The sequence below is a fragment of the Alphaproteobacteria bacterium genome (genome assembly GCA_035625915.1).
Classification (GTDB): Bacteria; Pseudomonadota; Alphaproteobacteria; order JACZXZ01; family JACZXZ01; genus DATDHA01.
The window spans coordinates 43165-61505 of record DASPOR010000122.1 but is presented as its reverse complement, the minus strand read 5'-3'; the positions used below and the strand labels follow the sequence as shown (position 1 = coordinate 61505).

The following is an 18341-nucleotide window of genomic DNA, read 5'->3' as shown; positions in this document are numbered from 1 at the left end:
TCGAGCTGGCGTTCCATCACGTGGAGTGCCGCATAACCAGCGGTACGCTTCGATTCCAGCATTGCAGCACGCTCAGGCGTGAGCACATTGTGCGTGATCCAGTAGCGAAGGGTCGCGATATTCGGCTCGTGGCTGTACTGCTCGAAAAAGAGCCATTGCATGACCGCGGCACGCGCACGCCGACCTTGCGGAAGATAGGGTGTGCCGTCGGCAAGGTAACAGAGGATCGCGTTCGATTCCGCGAGGTAATCGCCGGGGGCGACCTCAAGAACCGGGATGCGCCCATTGGGATTCTTCGCGAGAAATTCGGGCGTGCGCGTCTCGCTTCGATCGACGTCGAGCTCGACCCGCTCGAAAGGAATGCCGAGGGCCGTCAATAGCAGCCGAACCTTGTAGCCATTGCCCGAAGTAAGATTGTCATAAAGTCGTAGCATGGTCGTTACTCCGCCGCTGCGGCAATGCCGGTCGCGGCTTTGGATTTGAGGTAGCGATGAACACTTTCGGCCGCGTCGCGCCCGTCCCGGATCGCCCAGACCACGAGCGAGGCCCCGCGCACGATGTCGCCCACGGCGAACACACCGTCGAGGTTCGTCATCATCGTCTTGTAGTCGATCTTGACCGTTCCCCAGCGCGACACTTCGAGCTCGGGCATGCCGAGCTCCGTGCGGATATCCTCCGGGTCGAAGCCGAGAGCCTTGATGACGAGTTCGGCGTCGATCGTGAAATGGGAACCTTCGATCGGCTGGGGCACCTGCCGGCCGGATGTGTCGGCGACACCGAGCCGCATCCGCACGGTGCGCACGCCGCGCACCACACCGCGCCCGAGGAACGCTTCCGGTGCTGAAAGCCACACGAACTCGACACCCTCTTCCTCGGCGTGTTGCACCTCGCGCTGCGATCCCGGCATGTTGGTGCGGTTACGGCGATAGAGGCACTTGACGGACTTGGCCCCCTGGCGCACCGCCGTGCGCACGCAATCCATCGCCGTGTCGCCGCCGCCCACGACGACCACGTTCTTGCCCGACGCGTCGAGCGTGCCGTCTTCGAACTGCGGCACGCGGTCGCCAAGGCCCTGGCGGTTGCTCGCGGTGAGGTAGTCGAGGGCCGCCACGATATTGCCGAGCCCGACCCCGGGGGCCGCAATGTCGCGCCCTTTGTAAACACCCGTCGCGATGATGACCGCGGCATGGCGCTCGCGCAGTTCCTCGATCACGATGTCCTTGCCGACTTCGCAGTTGAGATGAAACGCAACACCTCCCTCCTGCAGCAGCGCTGCACGCCGCGCCACGACACTTTTCTCGAGCTTGAAGTTCGGGATGCCGTAGACGAGAAGCCCCCCGATCCGGTCGTAACGATCGTAGACTTGGACCTGATAGCCCTTGCGGCGAAGCTGCTCGGCAGCCGCGAGCCCGCCGGGCCCGGCACCGATGACGCCCACGGATTGCGTAAGCTCTCGCGGCGGGCGTGGCGGCCTGACCCAGCCGTTCGCGAAAGCGGCCTCCGTGATGTATTTCTCGACCCCGCCGATGGTGACCGCATGAAAGCCTTTCTCGATGACGCAGTTGCCTTCGCAGAGGCGATCCTGTGGGCAAATTCGCCCGCAGACTTCGGGCATGTTGTTGGTCGCCGAAGCAGTCTCGTAAGCCTCTTCGAGCCGACCCTCCGAGGTCAGCATCAGCCAGTCCGGAATATTGTTATGAAGCGGGCAATGGACCTGACAGAATGGCACGCCGCATTGGGAGCACCGGCTCGCCTGCTCCTTGGCGCGCCCCTCGTCGAATTCGGCAAAGATTTCCCGAAAATCGTGGCGACGCGCTTGCGCATCCCGCTTGTCGGGCATCTGCTTTTCGACATCGACAAACTTGAGCTGGTTACGCGGCATCGCAATCCCCACGGCGCGTCGAAGCGTGCGAGACTTCGAAGTTCGGCTTGGAAGGCCAGGGGCCTCCTTTTGGCCACACCCCAAAAACGCACCCGGTTGGGCATCTGAACCCAGCGACCGACTGCGAGCCTCTCTCGCCCAGTATGGGCGGGATTTTCTTGTAATAGGTCAGAGCCGCTGATCTATTTTCTCTAAAGCTGCGTCAATCAATCTGAATTTAGCCGAAGGGGAAAATGACGCAAGAAAAGATAGTTCCGATTTGGAACCATCTGACGATTTTTGCCGGTTAAGATGTTGTTCGGGAATAATCTTTGGAACGCCATCGGTCGAAAACGGTGTGGCCATGCGGGGCCTGCCCGGGATTCAACACCATCCCGTGCCGAACGAAGTCGGACTGGTCGCGGAGCGGTTCGAACGAGGGCCTAACCGCGCGGTTTCCCTTGCGCTCAAGCGAGGCGGGAATGTCGATATCGCCCGCCGCGCCGGTGGATATCCATGTAATCCGGAAGCACCGCCTCGACGGCGGTGGGCGCGATGCCAAGTGCCGAGAGACCGAGCGCTCCTTGGGAGACGACATTGTCGCGTTCCATGAGCAGCACCTGGTCGCGGGTGAGGAGTGGCTTCGGAAGAGGCAGCAGGCTCAGGATGGCGGCTTGAATTTCAGCAACCTTCAACGGCAGCGGCAAGAGCCAGCGCTTACGGTCCGTCGCTCTCAGCACGAGCTGCATGATCTCGGCAAAACTATAAACGCGCGGCCCGCCCAATTCATAAATCTTCCCTTCGGTCCCTCGGTCCTCGAGTATGCGCACGATCGCCTCCGCCACGTCGCCGACATAGACCGGCTGGAAACGCACGCCGCCAGCACCCAAAAGCTCGAAGCGCGCCCCGCCCTCGGCGAATTTTTCGAGCCGCGGGGCCGCACCGAACACCGGTAGTGCCGGCAGCCAGCGCGCAAGTGCCCCGAAGCGATTGAAAAATTCGTCCTCCGGCCCGAAAACGATGCTCGGGCGTACGATCGTCGCTGTTTGCATCGCCTCGCGCGCAGCCTGTTCTCCCGCCGCCTTCGTGCGCGCATAGCGCGCCGGTGAGTCCGGATCCGCCCCGATGGCCGACACGTGAACAAGGCGCTTCACACCGGCCTCAGCCGCGAGACGGGCAATGCGTCCCGGCGCCCTTGCGTGAATTTCATCAAAACTCTGGCGGCCACGCTCGAACAGGATGCCGACAAGATTGATGACCGAATCAGCGCCCTCGACCGCGACCCTGACCGCAGCCTCGTCGCGCACGTCAACCATCATCGGCACGATTTGTGCCACGTCGCCCATAGGCTTGAGGTATTGTGCGTTTGCCGGATCGCGCACGGCGATCCGGAGGATCTCGCCGTGAGCCGCGAGGCGCCGCACGAGATGGCGGCCTATGAATCCCGACCCGCCAAAGATCGTGGTGCGGCGAATTGCCATGACCTAGCTCCCCTTCGCTCGTGTGGTGGATTTCGGATTCGCCACACTCGTCGACCGATTAGAGATGTGAAACCATCGTCGGTCCAATGGTTCTTAACGAGTCCGGCGGCTTGTCGCAAGAACACCGGCTCCATCCACCATCGTCGGCGCAAAGGAGGGGCGGGACGCTGGAAATGCGGCGCGGATGGCGACAAGTTCGTTCCGCATTTGAGTGGAAATTGCAGCTTCGACGTTGACATCGGACTTGGGCCGGGATAGGCAGTGCCCGCAAGATTCGTGCCGATCCAACGCCCAGGTGGCGGAATTGGTAGACGCGCAGGTTTCAGGTACCTGTGGCCGCGAGGTCGTGGAAGTTCGAGTCTTCTCCTGGGCACCATTGCACGCAACCGACACCGGCATTGGGCGGCGTCGAGGGACATGAAAGCACATCAGATCAAGCTTCATCGCGGCGACCTTCCCGCCGGGCTCGCCTTTGGCGCTGTGGTCGCGGTGGACACCGAGACGATGGGCCTCAACCCGCATCGTGACCGACTTTGCCTCGTTCAGCTCTCGGCGGGGGATGGGAACTGTCATTTGGTGCAGTTCGCCCGCGGCGAATACGAGGCCCCCAATCTGACAGCCCTCTTGGCGGATCCGAAGGTGACCAAGCTGTTCCACTTCGCGCGCTTCGATCTGGCGACACTACGGGCGCATCTCGGTGTTAGCTGCCGCCCAGTCTATTGCACGAAGGTCGCATCGAAACTTATCAGGACTTTCACGGACAGGCACAGCCTCAAGGATCTTTGCCGCGAACTCTTAGGGGTCGAGCTGAATAAGCAGCAGCAAATATCCGATTGGGGGGCCGAGAAGCTGACCGGCGAGCAACTGGAATACGCGGCGTCCGACGTATTGTACTTGCACGCGCTCCGGGAACGGCTCGACGCTCTCCTCGATCGGGAGGGTCGGCGCGATCTCGCCGAGGCCTGCTTCGCTTTTTTGCCCGTGCGTGCAGACCTTGATTTGGGCGGCTGGCAGGAACCGGACATTTTTGCGCACTGAACAGCACTTTCCAACTCGGATTGACGTGACCGGCAACGGAGCGCATATTGGGGATATCGAGAATCCGTGAGAATTTACAAAGGTATGCGGGGGCAGCGGATGCGACCTGAGGCAGCTCCAGAGCGTTCGTCCGTCGGCTCTGGCGCCAAAGTTGGAGAGCCCCAGGGCGCACGGGCAGCCGTCGCTTCGCGCGACAATGCCGACTTGGCCGCCGCCACCCGGCTTCTGCGCCTTGAGGCGGCAGCGCTCGACGGTCTCATTGCCGGCCTCGACGGTGCTTTTGTCGCGGCACTCGATCGGCTTCAAGCGGTTGCCGGCCGCGTGGTCGTGAGCGGCATGGGAAAAAGCGGGCACATCGCGCGCAAGATCGCGGCGACTTTCGCTTCCACCGGAACGCCAGCGCTTTTCGTCCATCCCGCCGAGGCAAGTCACGGCGATCTTGGCATGATCACGCGCGACGACGCCGTACTGGCACTCTCCAACTCTGGCGAGACGAACGAGCTTGGAGATCTTGTCGCCTACACGCGCCGATTTGCGATCCCGCTCGTCGCAATCACAGGCCGCGCACAAAGTGCTCTCGCGGAGGCAGCGGATGTAGCACTCTTGGTGCCGAACGTGCCGGAGGCTTGTCCGCTAGGCTTGGCGCCGACCACCTCGACGACGGCGATGCTCGCACTCGGCGACGCAATCGCGATTGCGCTGCTCGAGCGTCGCGGATTTTCCGCGGACGATTATCAGGTGCTCCATCCCGGCGGCTCGCTCGGCCGCCGCCTGTTACGCGTGTCCGACATCATGCATGTCGGCGATCAGATTCCCGTAACGCGGCCCGAGACTTCCATGTCGGAGGCGCTCCTCGTCATGACCGCGAAGCATTTCGGCTGCGTCGGCGTCATCGACGACGCGGGGAAGCTCATCGGGATCGTGACGGACGGCGACCTGCGACGTCATATGGGAGGCGCACTCCTCGAAAAGCGGGTCGGTGACGTCATGACCCACGGCCCGCAGACGATCCGTCCGCGAGCACTCGCGGTCGAAGCGCTCAACCTGATGAATTCGCGCGGGATCGACAATCTGGGGATCGGTTGTCTTTTCGTGGTCGAGGACGGTCGGCCGGTCGGCATCCTCAACATCCACGATTGCCTTCGCGCAGGCGTAAGCTGAGCTTCGGAGAAAACCAGCGAATGGCGCAAGCCAAGGGTACCAATCCGACGGTCGAGAAACGCACGCGCATGCGGATCCAGGCGCCGCGCGTGCGTGCCGAGCTCGCCGGATCGAATTACAGCTCCTTCGTGGGGGCCATGAAAATGGTCCTGCCGGCGGTGGGGCTTGCGCTCGTCATCATGGTGATCGTTTGGCCTGAGTTCCGAAAGCACGAGCATGAGATCGTGGTCGGCGTGGCGAACATCACCCAGGACGACGTGGAGAAGCAGCGTCTGACCAATCCGCGCTACCAAGGTACCGACAAGCAAGGGGAGCCCTACACCGTCACGGCGCAGTCCTCGACCAAAAAAAACCCCAATTCGGACGTGTGGGACCTCGAGCAGCCGCAAGCCGACATCACGCTCTCACGTGGCGCTTGGGTGACGCTCCGATCCGACTTCGGCGCGTATCGCGAGGCGGATCAGCAGCTCGACCTTATCGGCAATGTCAACCTCTATCGCGACGACGGCTACGCCTTCCGCACGCTCTCGGCCCATATCGACTTCGTCAAGAACACGGCCGAAGGCGACGATCCCGTCGAAGGCCAAGGCCCATCGGGCGAAGTCACGGCGGAGGGGTTCCGGATCTACGACAAGGGCGATCGCGTCATTTTCACGGGCAAGGCTCACCTCAATCTTCGGCCGCATGCGGGCGATACCAATCCACTTGGTGGATGAAAATGCGCGCGCGCCTGCCTCATCTCGCCGTCATCTTGTCGCTTTCGCTCTCGGCGGCACTTGCCCTTCCGGGTACTTCAGCACTTGCGCAAGGGGCGAAGTCAACCGCCGGCAGCAGCGGCACAAGTCAAGCACCCTCCGAGCAAGCGCTTCCCGATGCGCCGCCTGCTTCGGTTACCGGCCCAGCGCCGAGTACGCCGCCGGCTCAACCCAAAGCTCAGGACCAGAATACGGGCAAATCTCAGGACACGGGCAAGGCTGTTGGCGCAGAGCCAGCACCCGATCAGGGTGTTCTTGGCCTCTCGGGCGGCAAGAATGGCGAGCCGGTCGCCGTCGAAGCGGAGCAGGGTATTGAGTGGCAGCAACAAAAGCAGCTCTATATCGCACGTGGCAATGCCAAGGCAAAGCGCGGTGACGTAACGGTTTATGGCGATATCCTCCAGGCCTATTATCGCAAGACCGACACGGGTGGGTCGGACGTCTGGCGGCTCGAAGCCAATGGCGCCGTCAAGATCACGACTGCGACGGACACCGCCGTCGGCGACCGCGCGGTCTACGACGTCGACAACGCGATTTTTGTGTTAACCGGTCAAAAACCCGAGCTTGATACACCCAAGGCGCGCATCACCGCGAGGGACAGCTTGGAGTATTGGCAACACCGCCAATACGCCGTCGCGCGTGGCGACGCCACCGCGATTCAAGAGGATAAATCGGTCCGCGCCAATGTCATGGAGGCCCATTTCAAGCCCGACGCCAAAGGTAACCTCCAGATGAGCAATATCGAGGCGTTCGGAAATGTTGTGATCACGTCCCCGAATGCAACCGCACGTGCGCTCTACGGCGACTATAACCTTGATAGCGGTATCGCAATCCTCAAGGGACAGGTTAAAATCACGCGCGGTCAGGATCAGCTGAACGGTGAATGCGCGGAGGTGAACACGAATACGGGGATCAGCCGGCTGTTCACCTGCGCCAAGGAAGATAGAGTGCGAGGTCTGCTGGTGCCCAAACCGCCCGACGACAATGGGACCGGACAGGACTCGTCCTCCTCGGGTGCTGCGTCGGGCGGCAAGCCAGCCAGCAAACCGTCTGCGAGTAAGGATAATTAGGAGGTGGAGCGCGTGAGCGACGGACGCAGCGAAATAGTTCGGACACCGGCGTTCGGCGAAGTGCCGCCTCGTCCGCGGCTCGTCGCGGACAATTCGGGTCTTCAGGCCAGGAACCTCGGAAAACGCTTCAAAAAGCGTCCTGTCGTGCGCAACGTCAGCATTTTTGTCCAGCGCGGCGAGGCGGTCGGATTGCTCGGCCCCAACGGTGCGGGTAAGACGACGTGCTTTTATATCATAACCGGACTCATTTCCGCCGATTACGGCAGTATCCTGCTCGACAGCCAAGACATCACGGACTTGCCGATGTATCGGCGTGCGCGTCTCGGGATCGGCTATCTGCCCCAAGAGCCGTCGATCTTTCGCGGCCTTTCGGTCGAACAGAACATCCGCGCCGTACTTGAAGTCGTGGAACAGGATCGCGACAAGCGCGAAATCATGCTCGACGACCTGCTCGCCGAATTTTCGATCACGCATTTGCGGCGCGCGCCGGCACTAGCCCTTTCCGGCGGCGAACGACGGCGCTGCGAGATTGCGCGGGCCCTTGCCTCCCAGCCGCACTTCATCCTGCTGGATGAGCCGCTGGCCGGCATCGATCCCATAGCACTCAGCGACATCCGGGACCTCGTGTCGCATCTCAAGGATCGCGGCATCGGCGTGCTTATCACGGATCACAACGTGCGCGAGACCCTCGATATCGTCGACCGAGCGTACATCATCCATAACGGTCAGGTGCTGATGGAGGGCAAGCCCGACGAGATCGTGGCGCACGAAGACGTACGACGCGTCTATCTTGGCGAACGCTTTAGCCTCTGAAGGCCGGCGTCATGGCGATCACCACGCGTCTCGATCAGCGACTAACGCAATCGCTGGTGATGACGCCGCAATTGCAGCAGGCAATCAAGCTGCTGCAGATGTCGAACCTCGAGCTCGCGGCCTTCGTCGAGCAGGAGATCGAGCAGAATCCGCTGCTCGAGCGCGTCGAGCCGACTGAGGACGCGATTGCAAGCGGCGAATCGCCGTCGGCCGAAGCGGCAGAGGAGAATGGCATCGGCGCCGCCGGCTCGGAGAGCGCCGAGGATGACGGCGAGCCTGGCGAATCCCTCGACGTAACGCAACGCGATACGGCTGAACTCGCTAACGAGACCTCGCTCGGGTCGAAGAACGACGCCCCACTCGACACCGAGTATGAAAATCTTTGGGAAGAATCGAGCGCCGCGGAGATCGCCGGCCCCCTACCCGACGGGGGATCGAGTTGGGGCAACGGGCGTGGCGGCAGCTTTGACGATCCAAGCTTCAATCTCGAACAGACGCTCACCGATACGGTCAGTTTGCGAGACTACCTGGTCGAGCAGCTCAACATGGATTTGACCGATCCGGTCGACCGCATGATCGGCGTGCACCTTGTGGATCTGCTCGACGAGGCGGGCTACCTTAGCGCCGAGCTCGAGTCGGTCGCGCAGCAGCTCGGCTGCGGCGCCGAGCGGGTGGAGGCGACACTCCTTCGGCTCCAGCAACTCGATCCGCCCGGCATCTTCGCGCGCGACCTAAAGGAATGCCTGGCCCTCCAGCTCCGTGATCGCGGCCGCTTTGATCCTTGCATGGCGAAGCTGCTCGACCATCTCGACGTACTCGGTAAGCGCGACATGGCCGCCTTGCGCAAGCTTTGCGACGTGAACCAGGAAGATCTCGTCGAGATGATGGCCGAGATCAAGGCGCTCAATCCCAAGCCCGGCCTGGCATTCGACAATATCGTGGCGCAACCGGTAACACCCGATGTCATCATGCGCCCCCATCCCGACGGGGGATGGCAGATCGAACTCAACAATGACACGCTCCCGCGCGTACTCGTGAACTTGCAGTATTACGCGCGCGTCAACAAGGAGATCAAAAACAAGGACGAGAAAGACTATCTTTCCGAGCGCTTTCAATCGGCCAACTGGCTCGTCAAGTCGCTGCACCAGCGCGCGACCACAATTCTCAAGGTCGCGAGCGAGATCGTGCGTCAGCAGGATGATTTCTTCGCCTATGGCGTGCAATTTCTCAAGCCACTGGTCTTGCGAGACATCGCCGACGCCATAGAAATGCACGAGAGCACGGTCAGCCGTGTCACCACCAATAAATATATGTCGACGCCGCGTGGCATGTTCGAGCTCAAGTATTTCTTCACCTCGTCGATCGCGAGTTCGGAGGGCGGGGCGGCGCACTCTGCCGAGGCGGTGCGGCACCGCATCAAGACGCTCATCGATGCCGAGAAGCCGGATGAGGTTCTCTCGGATGATCGCATCGTGGAAATCCTTAACAAGGACGGCGTCGATATCGCGCGCCGCACTGTCGCCAAGTATCGGGAAGCATTGCGAATTCCTTCCTCGGTGCAGCGCCGGCGGCTGAAATCGGCAGAATAATGAAAGACTTGTGTGAGAAGGGGAGGTGCGCTTGACTTGGGTTCACGGTCTCACTATGGTCCGGCGCCTCGATATCAGGCCCCCACGCGGGTGGGCCGACGCGTGAGTGTTTGACCGGGCGGATTGCGCGGAACAGATCGACCATGCAGGTTTCCGTATCAGGCAAGCAGCTCGACGTCGGCGATGCGCTGCGGAGCCATGTCGAGACGACCCTTGCGGCGGCGGTCGACAAATACTTTGGCAACGCGCTCGACGCTCACGTCGTGTTGTCGCGTCACGCGCACCTTTATCGCGCCGACATTGCGGTCCGCGTTGGGCACAACATCATGGTGCAGGCGCATTCGGATGCGGCCGAGCCCTATCCGGCGTTCGATACCGCGGCGGAGCGTGTCGCCAAGCGTTTGCGGCGGTACAAGCGGCGCTTGCGCGACCACCACAAGCGACAGGACCAGGCCGAGGCTTCGCTGGTGGCCCAGCAATACGTCCTGGCGGCGGGAAGGGACGATGATCGCGAGGAGGATCTTACCAATGGCGACAAGCCAGTCGTCATCGCCGAGCTTACGACCGCGATCGACACGATGACCGTGGGCGAGGCCGTGATGCGTCTCGATCTCGCGGAACTTCCCGCCATGCTGTTCCGCAATATTGCGCATGGAGGGCTTAACATGGTCTACCGACGGCCGGATGGAAATATCGGCTGGGTCGACCCCGCGGCGGCGAATGTCAAGTCGCCGCGGCAGAGGAGTAAAGATGGAAATTAATAATCTGATCACCCTGCAAAGCGTCGTGCCGCACTTGAAAGTAACGAGCAAGAAGCAGGCACTTCAGGAGCTCGCCAAGCGCGCCGCCGAGTTGACGAGCGTGCCGGAGCGGCGGATTTTCGAAGTGCTCATCGAGCGCGAGCGTTTGGGCACCACCGGTGTCGGAAACGGCATTGCAATTCCGCACGGAAAGCTCGCCAATCTCGACCGGCTTTATGGACTTTTCGCGCGCCTTGAAACGCCGATTAATTTCGAAGCAATCGACGAACAACCCGTCGATCTCATTTTCCTGCTCCTCGCCCCCGACCAGGCCGGCGCAGACCATCTGAAGGCACTCGCCCGCATTTCACGCCTTTTGCGCGACCGCGGTATTTGCGAAAAGCTGCGCGGCTCCGACACGGCGGAAGCGCTCTATGCGCTTCTAACCGACGCGACCGCGAGCAGGGCCGCCTGAAACCGTCAGCCAGGAAATGAGGCTTCGCCGCGGCGGCGGCACATGTGCATGCCGCAAGCGACGATGCAAAAAGTTTCACTCATTGTCGCGCGCGATTCGCTCGACCGCGGAGCGAGGTGCGCCATCGCCCCTTGAGCGGCGCAGATATCCCCGATAAATCCGGAAAATCAATGCACGCTGAGCGGTTCGAGGTCGTGCTGCTTCAAGGCGGCAATAGCAAGATCGCGCGTTTTGGCAAGTCCCAGGCGGGAACCATCTGCCGCATGAATTGCAAAGGCGGTTACACCGTCTTCGACCACTTCCTTTACATAGGCGATGTTCTGCACCCCGAGGGCAAAAAATTCCCGGGAAGACAAGTGTCGGATATCGTTGATCATGTCGCTCATGGTCGTTCTCTAATCTCTCGCGGCCCCATCATAAGCGCCGGCGTCCTCCATCCCTGATTTTTCGCACTTCACGCTCCTCGGGTCTCGATTCTCGCGGCGGGCGCCTCAATCGTCTCCACCTTCCGATTTTGACGCTTGTTCGGCGTGTCGGATTTTGCAGAGTCGATCTTGATCTGACGAATTCGACTCGCCGCGGGCGGGCGCCGCAACTCGACGTGAAGCAGGCCGTTATCCAGATAGGCCCGCACCACCTCGATGCCATCGGCAAGGATAAAACTACGTTGGAACTGTCGTGCCGCGATCCCGCGATGGAGGAAGACGCGGTCGCGCTCGTCCTCGATCTGCTTGCCGCGAATGACAAGTTGATTGTCCTCGAGCTGGATCGCGAGCTCGCCTTCGGTGAAGCCCGCCACCGCAAGCGTAATGCGCAGACCATCCTCTTCGCATTGCTCGATATTGTAAGGCGGATAACCATCCGCCGCGGCCTTCGAAACCCGCTCGAGAGCCTCCTCGAAATGGTCGAAGCCGAGCAAGAGCGGACTGTTGAAAAGCGTCAGGCGGGACATCCTGCAACCTCCTCGTCGGCGAGCGAAGTGCCATCATCCGGGCCCCTTTCGGGCGCCCCTGTGGCGGCCGGCATGGCGCCGTCACACCGTATTATCTGGGCATGCGACGCGACCCAATCAAGGAGGGCTAATGACCGCACCGAGCCGCGGCGAATTATCGACAATCGGGTCGACTGAAATTCGAATAATGGCGTTGCATTGCACTCTAGAAATTGCGCACGGCGGGAACACCGCAGTTCACGTTGAGGAGCGCTTGACGCTTCTCGACCTTGATGGCGTGCATCGCGCGTTCGAAGGCGGGCGCCAAATCCTCCAGCGTTTCGACGCGTTCGCCATAGCCGCCCGACGCCTCGACGACCTTTTCAAATGCAGGCGAGGGCTCGAGGGTCGAAAGCGGCATGCGGTTGGCGCGCAGGCTTCGGCCGTCGGGATACATCGTTTCGGTTGCTTTCCGCACGGCCGCCCAGCCCGCATTGTTCATCACGACATAGAGGATCGGCAGGTCGTGAGCGCGCGATATGTAATGGGCCGGCGTGGGATTACCGAACATGTATGAGCCGTCACCGATCGCGGCGATCACCAGGCGTTCGGGCGATGCGAGTTTGGCACCGAGGGCTGCACCGAGGCCCCAACCTAAGCCACCCGCGGAACTCGAGGAGAAATAGGTGCCGGGTTTGGTGAAATGCATGAAGTCGACGAGCACACCGAGCTCGTTGACAAGGATGCCATCCTCGCCGCGCACGCGGTCGATCGCGCGGCTTACGGCCGCGGGATGAATCGGCGTCTCGCGTGAGAATCGCGTCAGGTCTTCTTCGATCTTCTCGCGCATCGCCTTGCGCTTTGCGGCCAATCTCGGCCGACGCGCATCCACTTTCGATTTGAGGACAGCACCCTTTACCTCAAGGGCTGACTCCAGCATCTCGAGTGCCGTGCGCGCATCGCCCGTGAGCGCCAGATCTGCGGGAAATGTGCGCATCGGATATCGACCGAACAGCGGATCGGCGCCGATATGAACAATCCTCGCATCGGCGCGAGGTGCTGCACGCGATGGAACCCAAGGCACGTCACATTCGATGACGATGACGACATCCGCCTCTGCGAGGAAGGGTGCGGGATCGAAGCCGAAATGCATCTTGTGCGCCGTCGACAGGCAATAGGTCTTCGGTATATGGCACACGACCGGCAGCGCAAACCGCTCGGCGATGGACTCAAGTGCCCGTACCGCGCCAAAGTCGCGCCCAACGCTCGACGTGATGATGACCGGCCGCTCCGCCTTTGCAAGCAAGGTTGCGGCCTCCGCGATTGCATCTTTTTCGGGTGCGGCGGGCCGCGCCGACGCTTGGGCGCGATGCGCTTTACCGTAGTCCGCCGGTAAGTGTGCGGCGAGCGTTTCGCGCGGCAGCGTCAGATAAACGGGACCCTTGGGCTCGCTCTCGGCGAGAGCGAAGGCGCGTTCGACGGCTTGGCCCACCTGATCGGGCAGCTTCAGTTCATAGTCCCACTTGACGATCTCGCGCAGCATGGCCGCCTGATCGAACATCTCCTGCCCCCAATGGATATAGAGGCTGCGCGAACCTTCGTGGCCGGCATCCGTGAAGGGTGTGCGGCCGGTCGCGACCATCATTGGAATCCGTTCTCGTGCCGCGTTGAGGAGGCCGCAGATCGCATTCGCCGTGCCGACGTTCACGTGCAGCATCACGGTTTGTGGCCGGCCCGACACCATCGTATGGCCATGAGCCATTGCAATCGCCAGATTCTCGTGAGGTATTGCCAAAGCCTTCGGCGTAGGCGTGGCCTCCTCGGCAGCACGGGTCAGCGCCTCGATGATCGGTGGAAAATCGGTCCCCGCGTTCGCGAGAATGTATTCGATGCCCCTCTCGCCGAGATGCCGCAGATAGGCCTCGGCCACGGTTGGCCCAATATTGTCGTGCCCTGGCTTGCTTCTTTCCGTCACGATCGAAGCCCTCCCACGTCACTCGGCGCGATAAACTCAGTGCCGTTGCTCGCTTCACGTGTCTTGCCGAGGCATTTTGATTGAATTCACGGCGCTTGCAATCTTTATGGTAGGCTGATGCACCCTCGCAACATGAATTCGATCGAATGCGGCACAGGCAATGCATGGTCGTGCTGCAGTTGACTGCGAGTGGTGCGGCAGTCAATGCCAAGACGCGCATTGACGGGGGAATGGGCGCGGGTGGAAGCTAGGGGACGGCCCCGGGGCAATTTCCCCCGGGGAAGGAGGATGTTGTGAGTCGCGCGTTTACGAAAGAGCCCGATGAGGATCGCCTCACCGACGAACAGCTCAATCTGCCGTCGATCGAGGGGCCTGTCCTTTTGTCGCCGGCTGGGCTCGCGCGACTCGAGACGCGGCTCGCGGAGGCGCATGCGAACGTAGCGCGACTGCGCGACGCGACCTCGCCCGACGAAAGGCTTGCCTATGCGCGCGCGATGCGCGAATTACGCATTCTGGAGCAGCAGCGAGCGGCTGCGGTCGTGATCGATCCCGCGCAGCATCCGGATACGATTGCATTCGGCGCACGCGTCACCGTCGAAGACGAGGACGGCAAGTCGCATACCTACACGCTGGTCGGTGAGACGGAGGCCGATCCAGTGCGGGGACTCATCAATGTGAAATCGCCGCTTGCAGGGGCACTTCTCGGACAGCGGGTGGGCGACACCGTGACCTGGCGAAGGCCCGCGGGGGACACCACGCTCGAAATCACCTCGATCGAATACCCCGAAGCATAATCGTTCAGGATCGGGCGGATGGTCCTGCCAGGGGCGGCCTGGATACAGCAAGTCGTATGCACCCACCTCTGCGCGTCGAGCGCCAAATCCGCGCTGAATAGCTCGACCGGACGCAAGCGTTTTTCAAAGGTGACGATTCATGAAGCAACCATTTATTAAGTATCGCCGCGCACAATCGAAGATCGACACGGGAATTGACCGCCATCCTGTGCCGCGGCAATGGACGTTCGGTAGGCGCCCTTAGCCGCTCGGACGCAAGATTTGAATGAGCCGCAGATACCCGGACGCCCCTGCAATCGAAGGAACGACCTCCACGGCGCTTTCTTCCCCGACAGGATGACCGGCACCCCCATGCAAACCCGAGCAACGGCGAATTGATGCGCAAAAAAGAGAACCCCAGCGACACGCACGAGCGAATGCCGACGGACGAGGAAATTGCGGCCGCGGCAGAGCGACTGAGCCAGACTTGGCGCAATCCATCGCCGCGCGCTCATAGTGCTGGCGCAGGCCAAATCCATCAGAGTCTTACCCGAGGCCGCTCCCACACGGTGACCTACGAGATCAAGCGCTCGCCGCGCAAATCTGGCCGTACACGCTGAGCAGGGCCGCCCAAAAGGCCCTTGTCGCCGCCACGAAGCTTGGCTCGCCCCGTTCAAGCAAGATCGATGTGTGAGATCAATCGGAACCGACCCGGGTGTGCGACGCGTCTGCGCCGTGCGCCAAAGTGACGCGCGTCAGGTTCCTGACCCACCGGAGATTGGTGGAGCCGAGGGGAGTCGAACCCCTGACCTCTTGAATGCCATTCAAGCGCTCTCCCAACTGAGCTACGGCCCCGTCTGAATCCGTCTCTTCGAATCGCGCCCAATCCGTCGCCCGGCGTGCGAAGCGGGGAAAATATGTGGCCGCGGCGAGCCCGCGCAAGAAAAAACTTCGCTCGACCAGCATGCCGAGCCCTCGGCGGCTAGTCCCGATCTCCCGACCTCCGAGTGGCGCCGAGCCAGGGAGCGCGCTTACCGCTCGCCCTCCTCCTCCTCGACGTTTTCGATCACTTCGGCGACGTCGTCCTCGTCCTCCCCAAGTTCCGACGCATCCTCGATGACTTCCTCTTCCTCGCCTTCCGGGACCGGCGTGCCCGCCTCGCCTTCCTCGGCGAGTTCGGGCTCGGCGGCCGGGATCGGGGCCACGACAACGGGTGCCGCGACCGCCCGCGGCCGGCGCGCCTTCACGAGGGTTTCGGGATCGAATATTGTGCCGCATTTCGGACATTCGATCGGGCTGCGTCGCATGTCGTAAAACCGCGCGCCGCAGCTTTGGCAATTCCGCTTGGTTCCCCATTCCGGTTTCGACACCGGCAATCTCCTGCATGTGGTCAGCAAAGGGGTGCCAATGCCACTTTCCAAAAGCCCTGTCAAAAGGAAAAGGAGGCCGGTTCGGCGACCGCGGCTGACCCCCCTTCTTTGAGGCGGTGCGGGCCGGTCCGGTCATCGCGACCGACCAAGGCGCCCGTACTTTGCCGATTCCCGTCGTTTATGCTACGGACTGCCTCAGGAAGCTTAAGTGCAGTGCATCGACTGGAAATTGCGAAAGAGGACACGTGAGATCGCTCATCTCGAAGCCGATTGCTGACGCCAAAGCACCACTCAAAGGTTCGCCCTCATTGCCGGGCGATAAATCGATTTCGCATCGCGCCCTGATTATCGGTGCGTCGACCGTCGGCAAAACCGTGGTGCACGGCTTGCTCGAGGGCGATGACGTGCTTCACACGGCGGAAGCCCTCCGCGCCCTCGGCGCCGAAATTTCCCGCAACGATGAGGAAGTCTCCTGGCACGTCAACGGCGTCGGGGTCGGGGGCCTCGGTGAGGCTTCGCGCGTGCTGGACATGGGCAACTCCGGCACAGCGGCACGGCTTCTCATGGGTGTCGTTGCGAGCCATCCGTTCGTGACGTTCTTTACAGGCGACGCCTCGCTTTGCCGGAGGCCGATGGGCCGGGTCGGCGAGCCGCTGGAGCGCATGGGCGCACGCGTCGCCGCGCGCACGGGCGTGCGAATGCCGCTCGCCGTGATCGGCACGACGGAGCCGCTACCGATCACCTATCGCGTGCCCGTGCCTTCGGCGCAGGTGAAATCCGCGATCCTGCTTGCGGGGCTCAATGCACCGGGAACGACCACCGTGATCGAACAGCAGGCGACGCGCGACCATACCGAACGGATGCTCCGCGCCTTCGGCGCCAATATCGAGGTCGGGGAGCGCGACGACGGCTCCCGCGCGATCCAGCTTACCGGACAGCCCGAGCTTAGGCCGCAGGTGGTAAAGGTTCCCGCCGACATTTCGTCGGCGGCATTTCCATTGGTAGCGGCACTTTTGGTTCCGGGCTCGGATGTGGTTTTGAAAGGGGTGGGGGTGAATACCCTCCGCGCGGGCCTGCTCGCCAGTCTTTCCGAAATGGGTGCGGCCTTTCGTGTCGACCCTCTCCGCGAGGAGGCGGGTGAGCCCACTGCCGACATTGTCGTCGTCAATGCGAACAAGCTCAAGGCCGTGCACGTTCCCGCAGCTCGCGCACCGTCCATGATCGACGAATACCCGATCCTTGCCGTTGCGGCAGCCGTGGCCCACGGCGTTTCGCGCTTCGATGGCCTCGGGGAGCTGCGCGTCAAGGAAAGCGACAGGCTTGCCGCGATTGCCGCCGGCCTTGTCGCAAACGGCGTCAAGGTGGAAATCCAAGGCGAAAGCCTGATCGTCCACGGCTGCGCCGGCCCCGTTCCTGGCGGCGGCAGCGTTGCAACCCATATGGATCATCGTATCGCGATGGCATTTCTGGTGCTCGGCCTCGCCGCCAAAGCCCCGATCGCGGTCGACGACGGTAGGATGATCGACACGAGCTTTCCGGGGTTCGTCGATCTCATGAACGGGCTTGGCGCAGCCATCTCGCAGATCGAGGCGTCATGATCGTCGCGGTTGACGGACCGGCGGCGTCGGGCAAAGGGACCCTGGCCCGGCGCATTGCGAACCGCTTCGACTTGGCCTTTCTCGATACGGGCCTTCTCTATCGCGCGGTCGGGCACAAAGTGCTGGCCAAGGGTGGTAACCCTGCCATCGTCGAAACAGCCACGGCGGCAGCCCGCGAACTCGCGCTGAGCGATCTCGAGGACCCAGCCCTGGCGGAAGCCCTCAGAAGCGATGAGGTAAGCAAAGCAGCCTCCCAGGTTGCCGCCCTCGCCGAGGTCCGTGCCGCCCTTCTCGGCCTGCAACGCCGCTTTGCTCACCACCCACCGGGGCGGAAAAAGGGGGCGGTGTTGGACGGGCGGGATATTGGAACGATCATTTGCCCGAGCGCGGACGTTAAGATTTTCGTAACCGCAAGTCCCGAAGTGCGCGCCGAGCGGCGGCATAAAGAGTTGATCGCGCGGGGCGAAACCATTATATATGCGCGCGTCCTTGAGGACCTGAAGGAGCGCGATGCGCGGGATTCTGCGCGCGCGGCCGCCCCGCTCAAGCCAGCACCCGATGCTTACGTGCTGGATACGAGTGCGCTCGACGCGGATCAGGCTTTCGACGTAGCGGTCAACCTCATCCTGACCAGGATCGGCAGCCGGCTCACCTGACCGAGATGGCATGGTCAGCATCCCTCGAGGACATCGGTGCCGGGGCCCGCTTGTA

Annotated in this window: 19 protein-coding genes and 2 tRNA genes; 13 read left to right on the top strand and 8 right to left on the bottom strand. The window is 62.1% G+C overall.

All coding sequences use genetic code 11. The features are described 5' to 3' along the window. The 3 genes from VEJ16_10295 to VEJ16_10285 all read right to left on the bottom strand — a co-directional run. The coding region (locus tag VEJ16_10295) for a glutathione S-transferase (GenBank protein HYB10049.1) at positions 1–434 on the bottom strand (434 nt) is incomplete at its 3' end. Positions 435–439: 5 nt separating this feature from the next. Then, on the bottom strand, positions 440–1882 hold the full coding sequence (locus tag VEJ16_10290) for an NAD(P)-dependent oxidoreductase (GenBank protein ID HYB10048.1): 1443 nt from the start codon (positions 1880–1882) through the stop codon (positions 440–442). Between the two features lie 446 nt (positions 1883–2328). Continuing rightward, entirely contained in the window at positions 2329–3342 is a 1014-nt protein-coding gene (locus VEJ16_10285) for a complex I NDUFA9 subunit family protein (GenBank protein HYB10047.1), read from the bottom strand. A 289-nt stretch (positions 3343–3631) separates the two neighbouring features. Between VEJ16_10285 and VEJ16_10280 the strand changes: the two genes are divergently transcribed. The 9 genes from VEJ16_10280 to ptsN all read left to right on the top strand — a co-directional run bounded on the left by VEJ16_10280 (position 3632) and on the right by ptsN (position 10983). Then, a tRNA-Leu gene (locus VEJ16_10280) sits at positions 3632–3718 on the top strand. A gap of 41 nt (positions 3719–3759) precedes the next feature. Beyond that, the gene (locus VEJ16_10275; GenBank protein HYB10046.1) at positions 3760–4380 is read left to right on the top strand and encodes a ribonuclease H-like domain-containing protein; all 621 of its coding nucleotides are present in this window, start codon (positions 3760–3762) and stop codon (positions 4378–4380) included. A gap of 99 nt (positions 4381–4479) precedes the next feature. Next, on the top strand, positions 4480–5541 hold the full coding sequence (locus VEJ16_10270) for a KpsF/GutQ family sugar-phosphate isomerase (GenBank protein ID HYB10045.1): 1062 nt from the start codon (positions 4480–4482) through the stop codon (positions 5539–5541). A gap of 20 nt (positions 5542–5561) precedes the next feature. Continuing rightward, positions 5562–6257, top strand: a complete 696-nt coding sequence (gene lptC, locus VEJ16_10265) for an LPS export ABC transporter periplasmic protein LptC (GenBank protein HYB10044.1) — start codon at positions 5562–5564, stop codon at positions 6255–6257. A 2-nt stretch (positions 6258–6259) separates the two neighbouring features. Next, a complete protein-coding gene (locus VEJ16_10260) occupies positions 6260–7366 on the top strand; it encodes an LptA/OstA family protein (protein HYB10043.1) in 1107 nt (368 codons plus the stop codon). Between the two features lie 60 nt (positions 7367–7426). Further along, a complete protein-coding gene (lptB, locus tag VEJ16_10255) occupies positions 7427–8179 on the top strand; it encodes an LPS export ABC transporter ATP-binding protein (GenBank protein ID HYB10042.1) in 753 nt (250 codons plus the stop codon). Between the two features lie 11 nt (positions 8180–8190). Next, positions 8191–9768 (top strand): RNA polymerase factor sigma-54, encoded by a 1578-nt coding sequence (gene rpoN / locus VEJ16_10250; protein HYB10041.1) that lies wholly within the window; start codon positions 8191–8193, stop codon positions 9766–9768. Between the two features lie 143 nt (positions 9769–9911). Continuing rightward, entirely contained in the window at positions 9912–10529 is a 618-nt protein-coding gene (gene raiA / locus VEJ16_10245; GenBank protein ID HYB10040.1) for a ribosome-associated translation inhibitor RaiA, read from the top strand. Then, positions 10519–10983, top strand: coding sequence for a PTS IIA-like nitrogen regulatory protein PtsN (ptsN, locus tag VEJ16_10240; protein HYB10039.1), 465 nt, complete (start codon positions 10519–10521; stop codon positions 10981–10983). Before raiA ends, ptsN begins: the two co-directional genes overlap by 11 nt. 167 nt (positions 10984–11150) lie before the next feature. Here the strand turns inward: ptsN and VEJ16_10235 are convergent, their stop codons facing one another. The 3 genes from VEJ16_10235 to VEJ16_10225 all read right to left on the bottom strand — a co-directional run bounded on the left by VEJ16_10235 (position 11151) and on the right by VEJ16_10225 (position 13889). Continuing rightward, the gene (locus tag VEJ16_10235) at positions 11151–11369 is read right to left on the bottom strand and encodes a DUF1150 family protein (GenBank protein HYB10038.1); all 219 of its coding nucleotides are present in this window, start codon (positions 11367–11369) and stop codon (positions 11151–11153) included. Positions 11370–11437: 68 nt separating this feature from the next. After that, positions 11438–11935 carry an Hsp20 family protein gene (locus tag VEJ16_10230; GenBank protein ID HYB10037.1) on the bottom strand — a complete coding sequence of 166 codons (498 nt, stop codon included), beginning with the start codon at positions 11933–11935 and terminating at the stop codon, positions 11438–11440. A gap of 205 nt (positions 11936–12140) precedes the next feature. Beyond that, a complete protein-coding gene (locus tag VEJ16_10225) occupies positions 12141–13889 on the bottom strand; it encodes a thiamine pyrophosphate-requiring protein (protein ID HYB10036.1) in 1749 nt (582 codons plus the stop codon). 293 nt (positions 13890–14182) lie between these two features. On the opposite strand from VEJ16_10225, the gene VEJ16_10220 reads away from it, so the two are divergent. Both VEJ16_10220 and VEJ16_10215 read left to right on the top strand, forming a co-directional pair. Next, positions 14183–14683, top strand: coding sequence for a GreA/GreB family elongation factor (locus VEJ16_10220; GenBank protein ID HYB10035.1), 501 nt, complete (start codon positions 14183–14185; stop codon positions 14681–14683). Between the two features lie 377 nt (positions 14684–15060). Next, positions 15061–15282 (top strand): hypothetical protein, encoded by a 222-nt coding sequence (locus VEJ16_10215; GenBank protein HYB10034.1) that lies wholly within the window; start codon positions 15061–15063, stop codon positions 15280–15282. A 159-nt stretch (positions 15283–15441) separates the two neighbouring features. Here VEJ16_10215 and VEJ16_10210 read toward each other — a convergent pair. Both VEJ16_10210 and VEJ16_10205 read right to left on the bottom strand, forming a co-directional pair. Further along, positions 15442–15517: transfer RNA gene (locus VEJ16_10210), tRNA-Ala, on the bottom strand. A 176-nt stretch (positions 15518–15693) separates the two neighbouring features. Next, the gene (locus VEJ16_10205; protein ID HYB10033.1) at positions 15694–16032 is read right to left on the bottom strand and encodes a TIGR02300 family protein; all 339 of its coding nucleotides are present in this window, start codon (positions 16030–16032) and stop codon (positions 15694–15696) included. A 257-nt stretch (positions 16033–16289) separates the two neighbouring features. Between VEJ16_10205 and aroA the strand changes: the two genes are divergently transcribed. Beyond that, a complete protein-coding gene (gene aroA / locus VEJ16_10200; protein HYB10032.1) occupies positions 16290–17630 on the top strand; it encodes a 3-phosphoshikimate 1-carboxyvinyltransferase in 1341 nt (446 codons plus the stop codon). Further along, positions 17627–18286 carry a (d)CMP kinase gene (gene cmk / locus VEJ16_10195; protein HYB10031.1) on the top strand — a complete coding sequence of 220 codons (660 nt, stop codon included), beginning with the start codon at positions 17627–17629 and terminating at the stop codon, positions 18284–18286. The genes aroA and cmk overlap by 4 nt, the downstream gene beginning before the upstream one ends. Positions 18287–18341 lie beyond the last annotated feature (55 nt).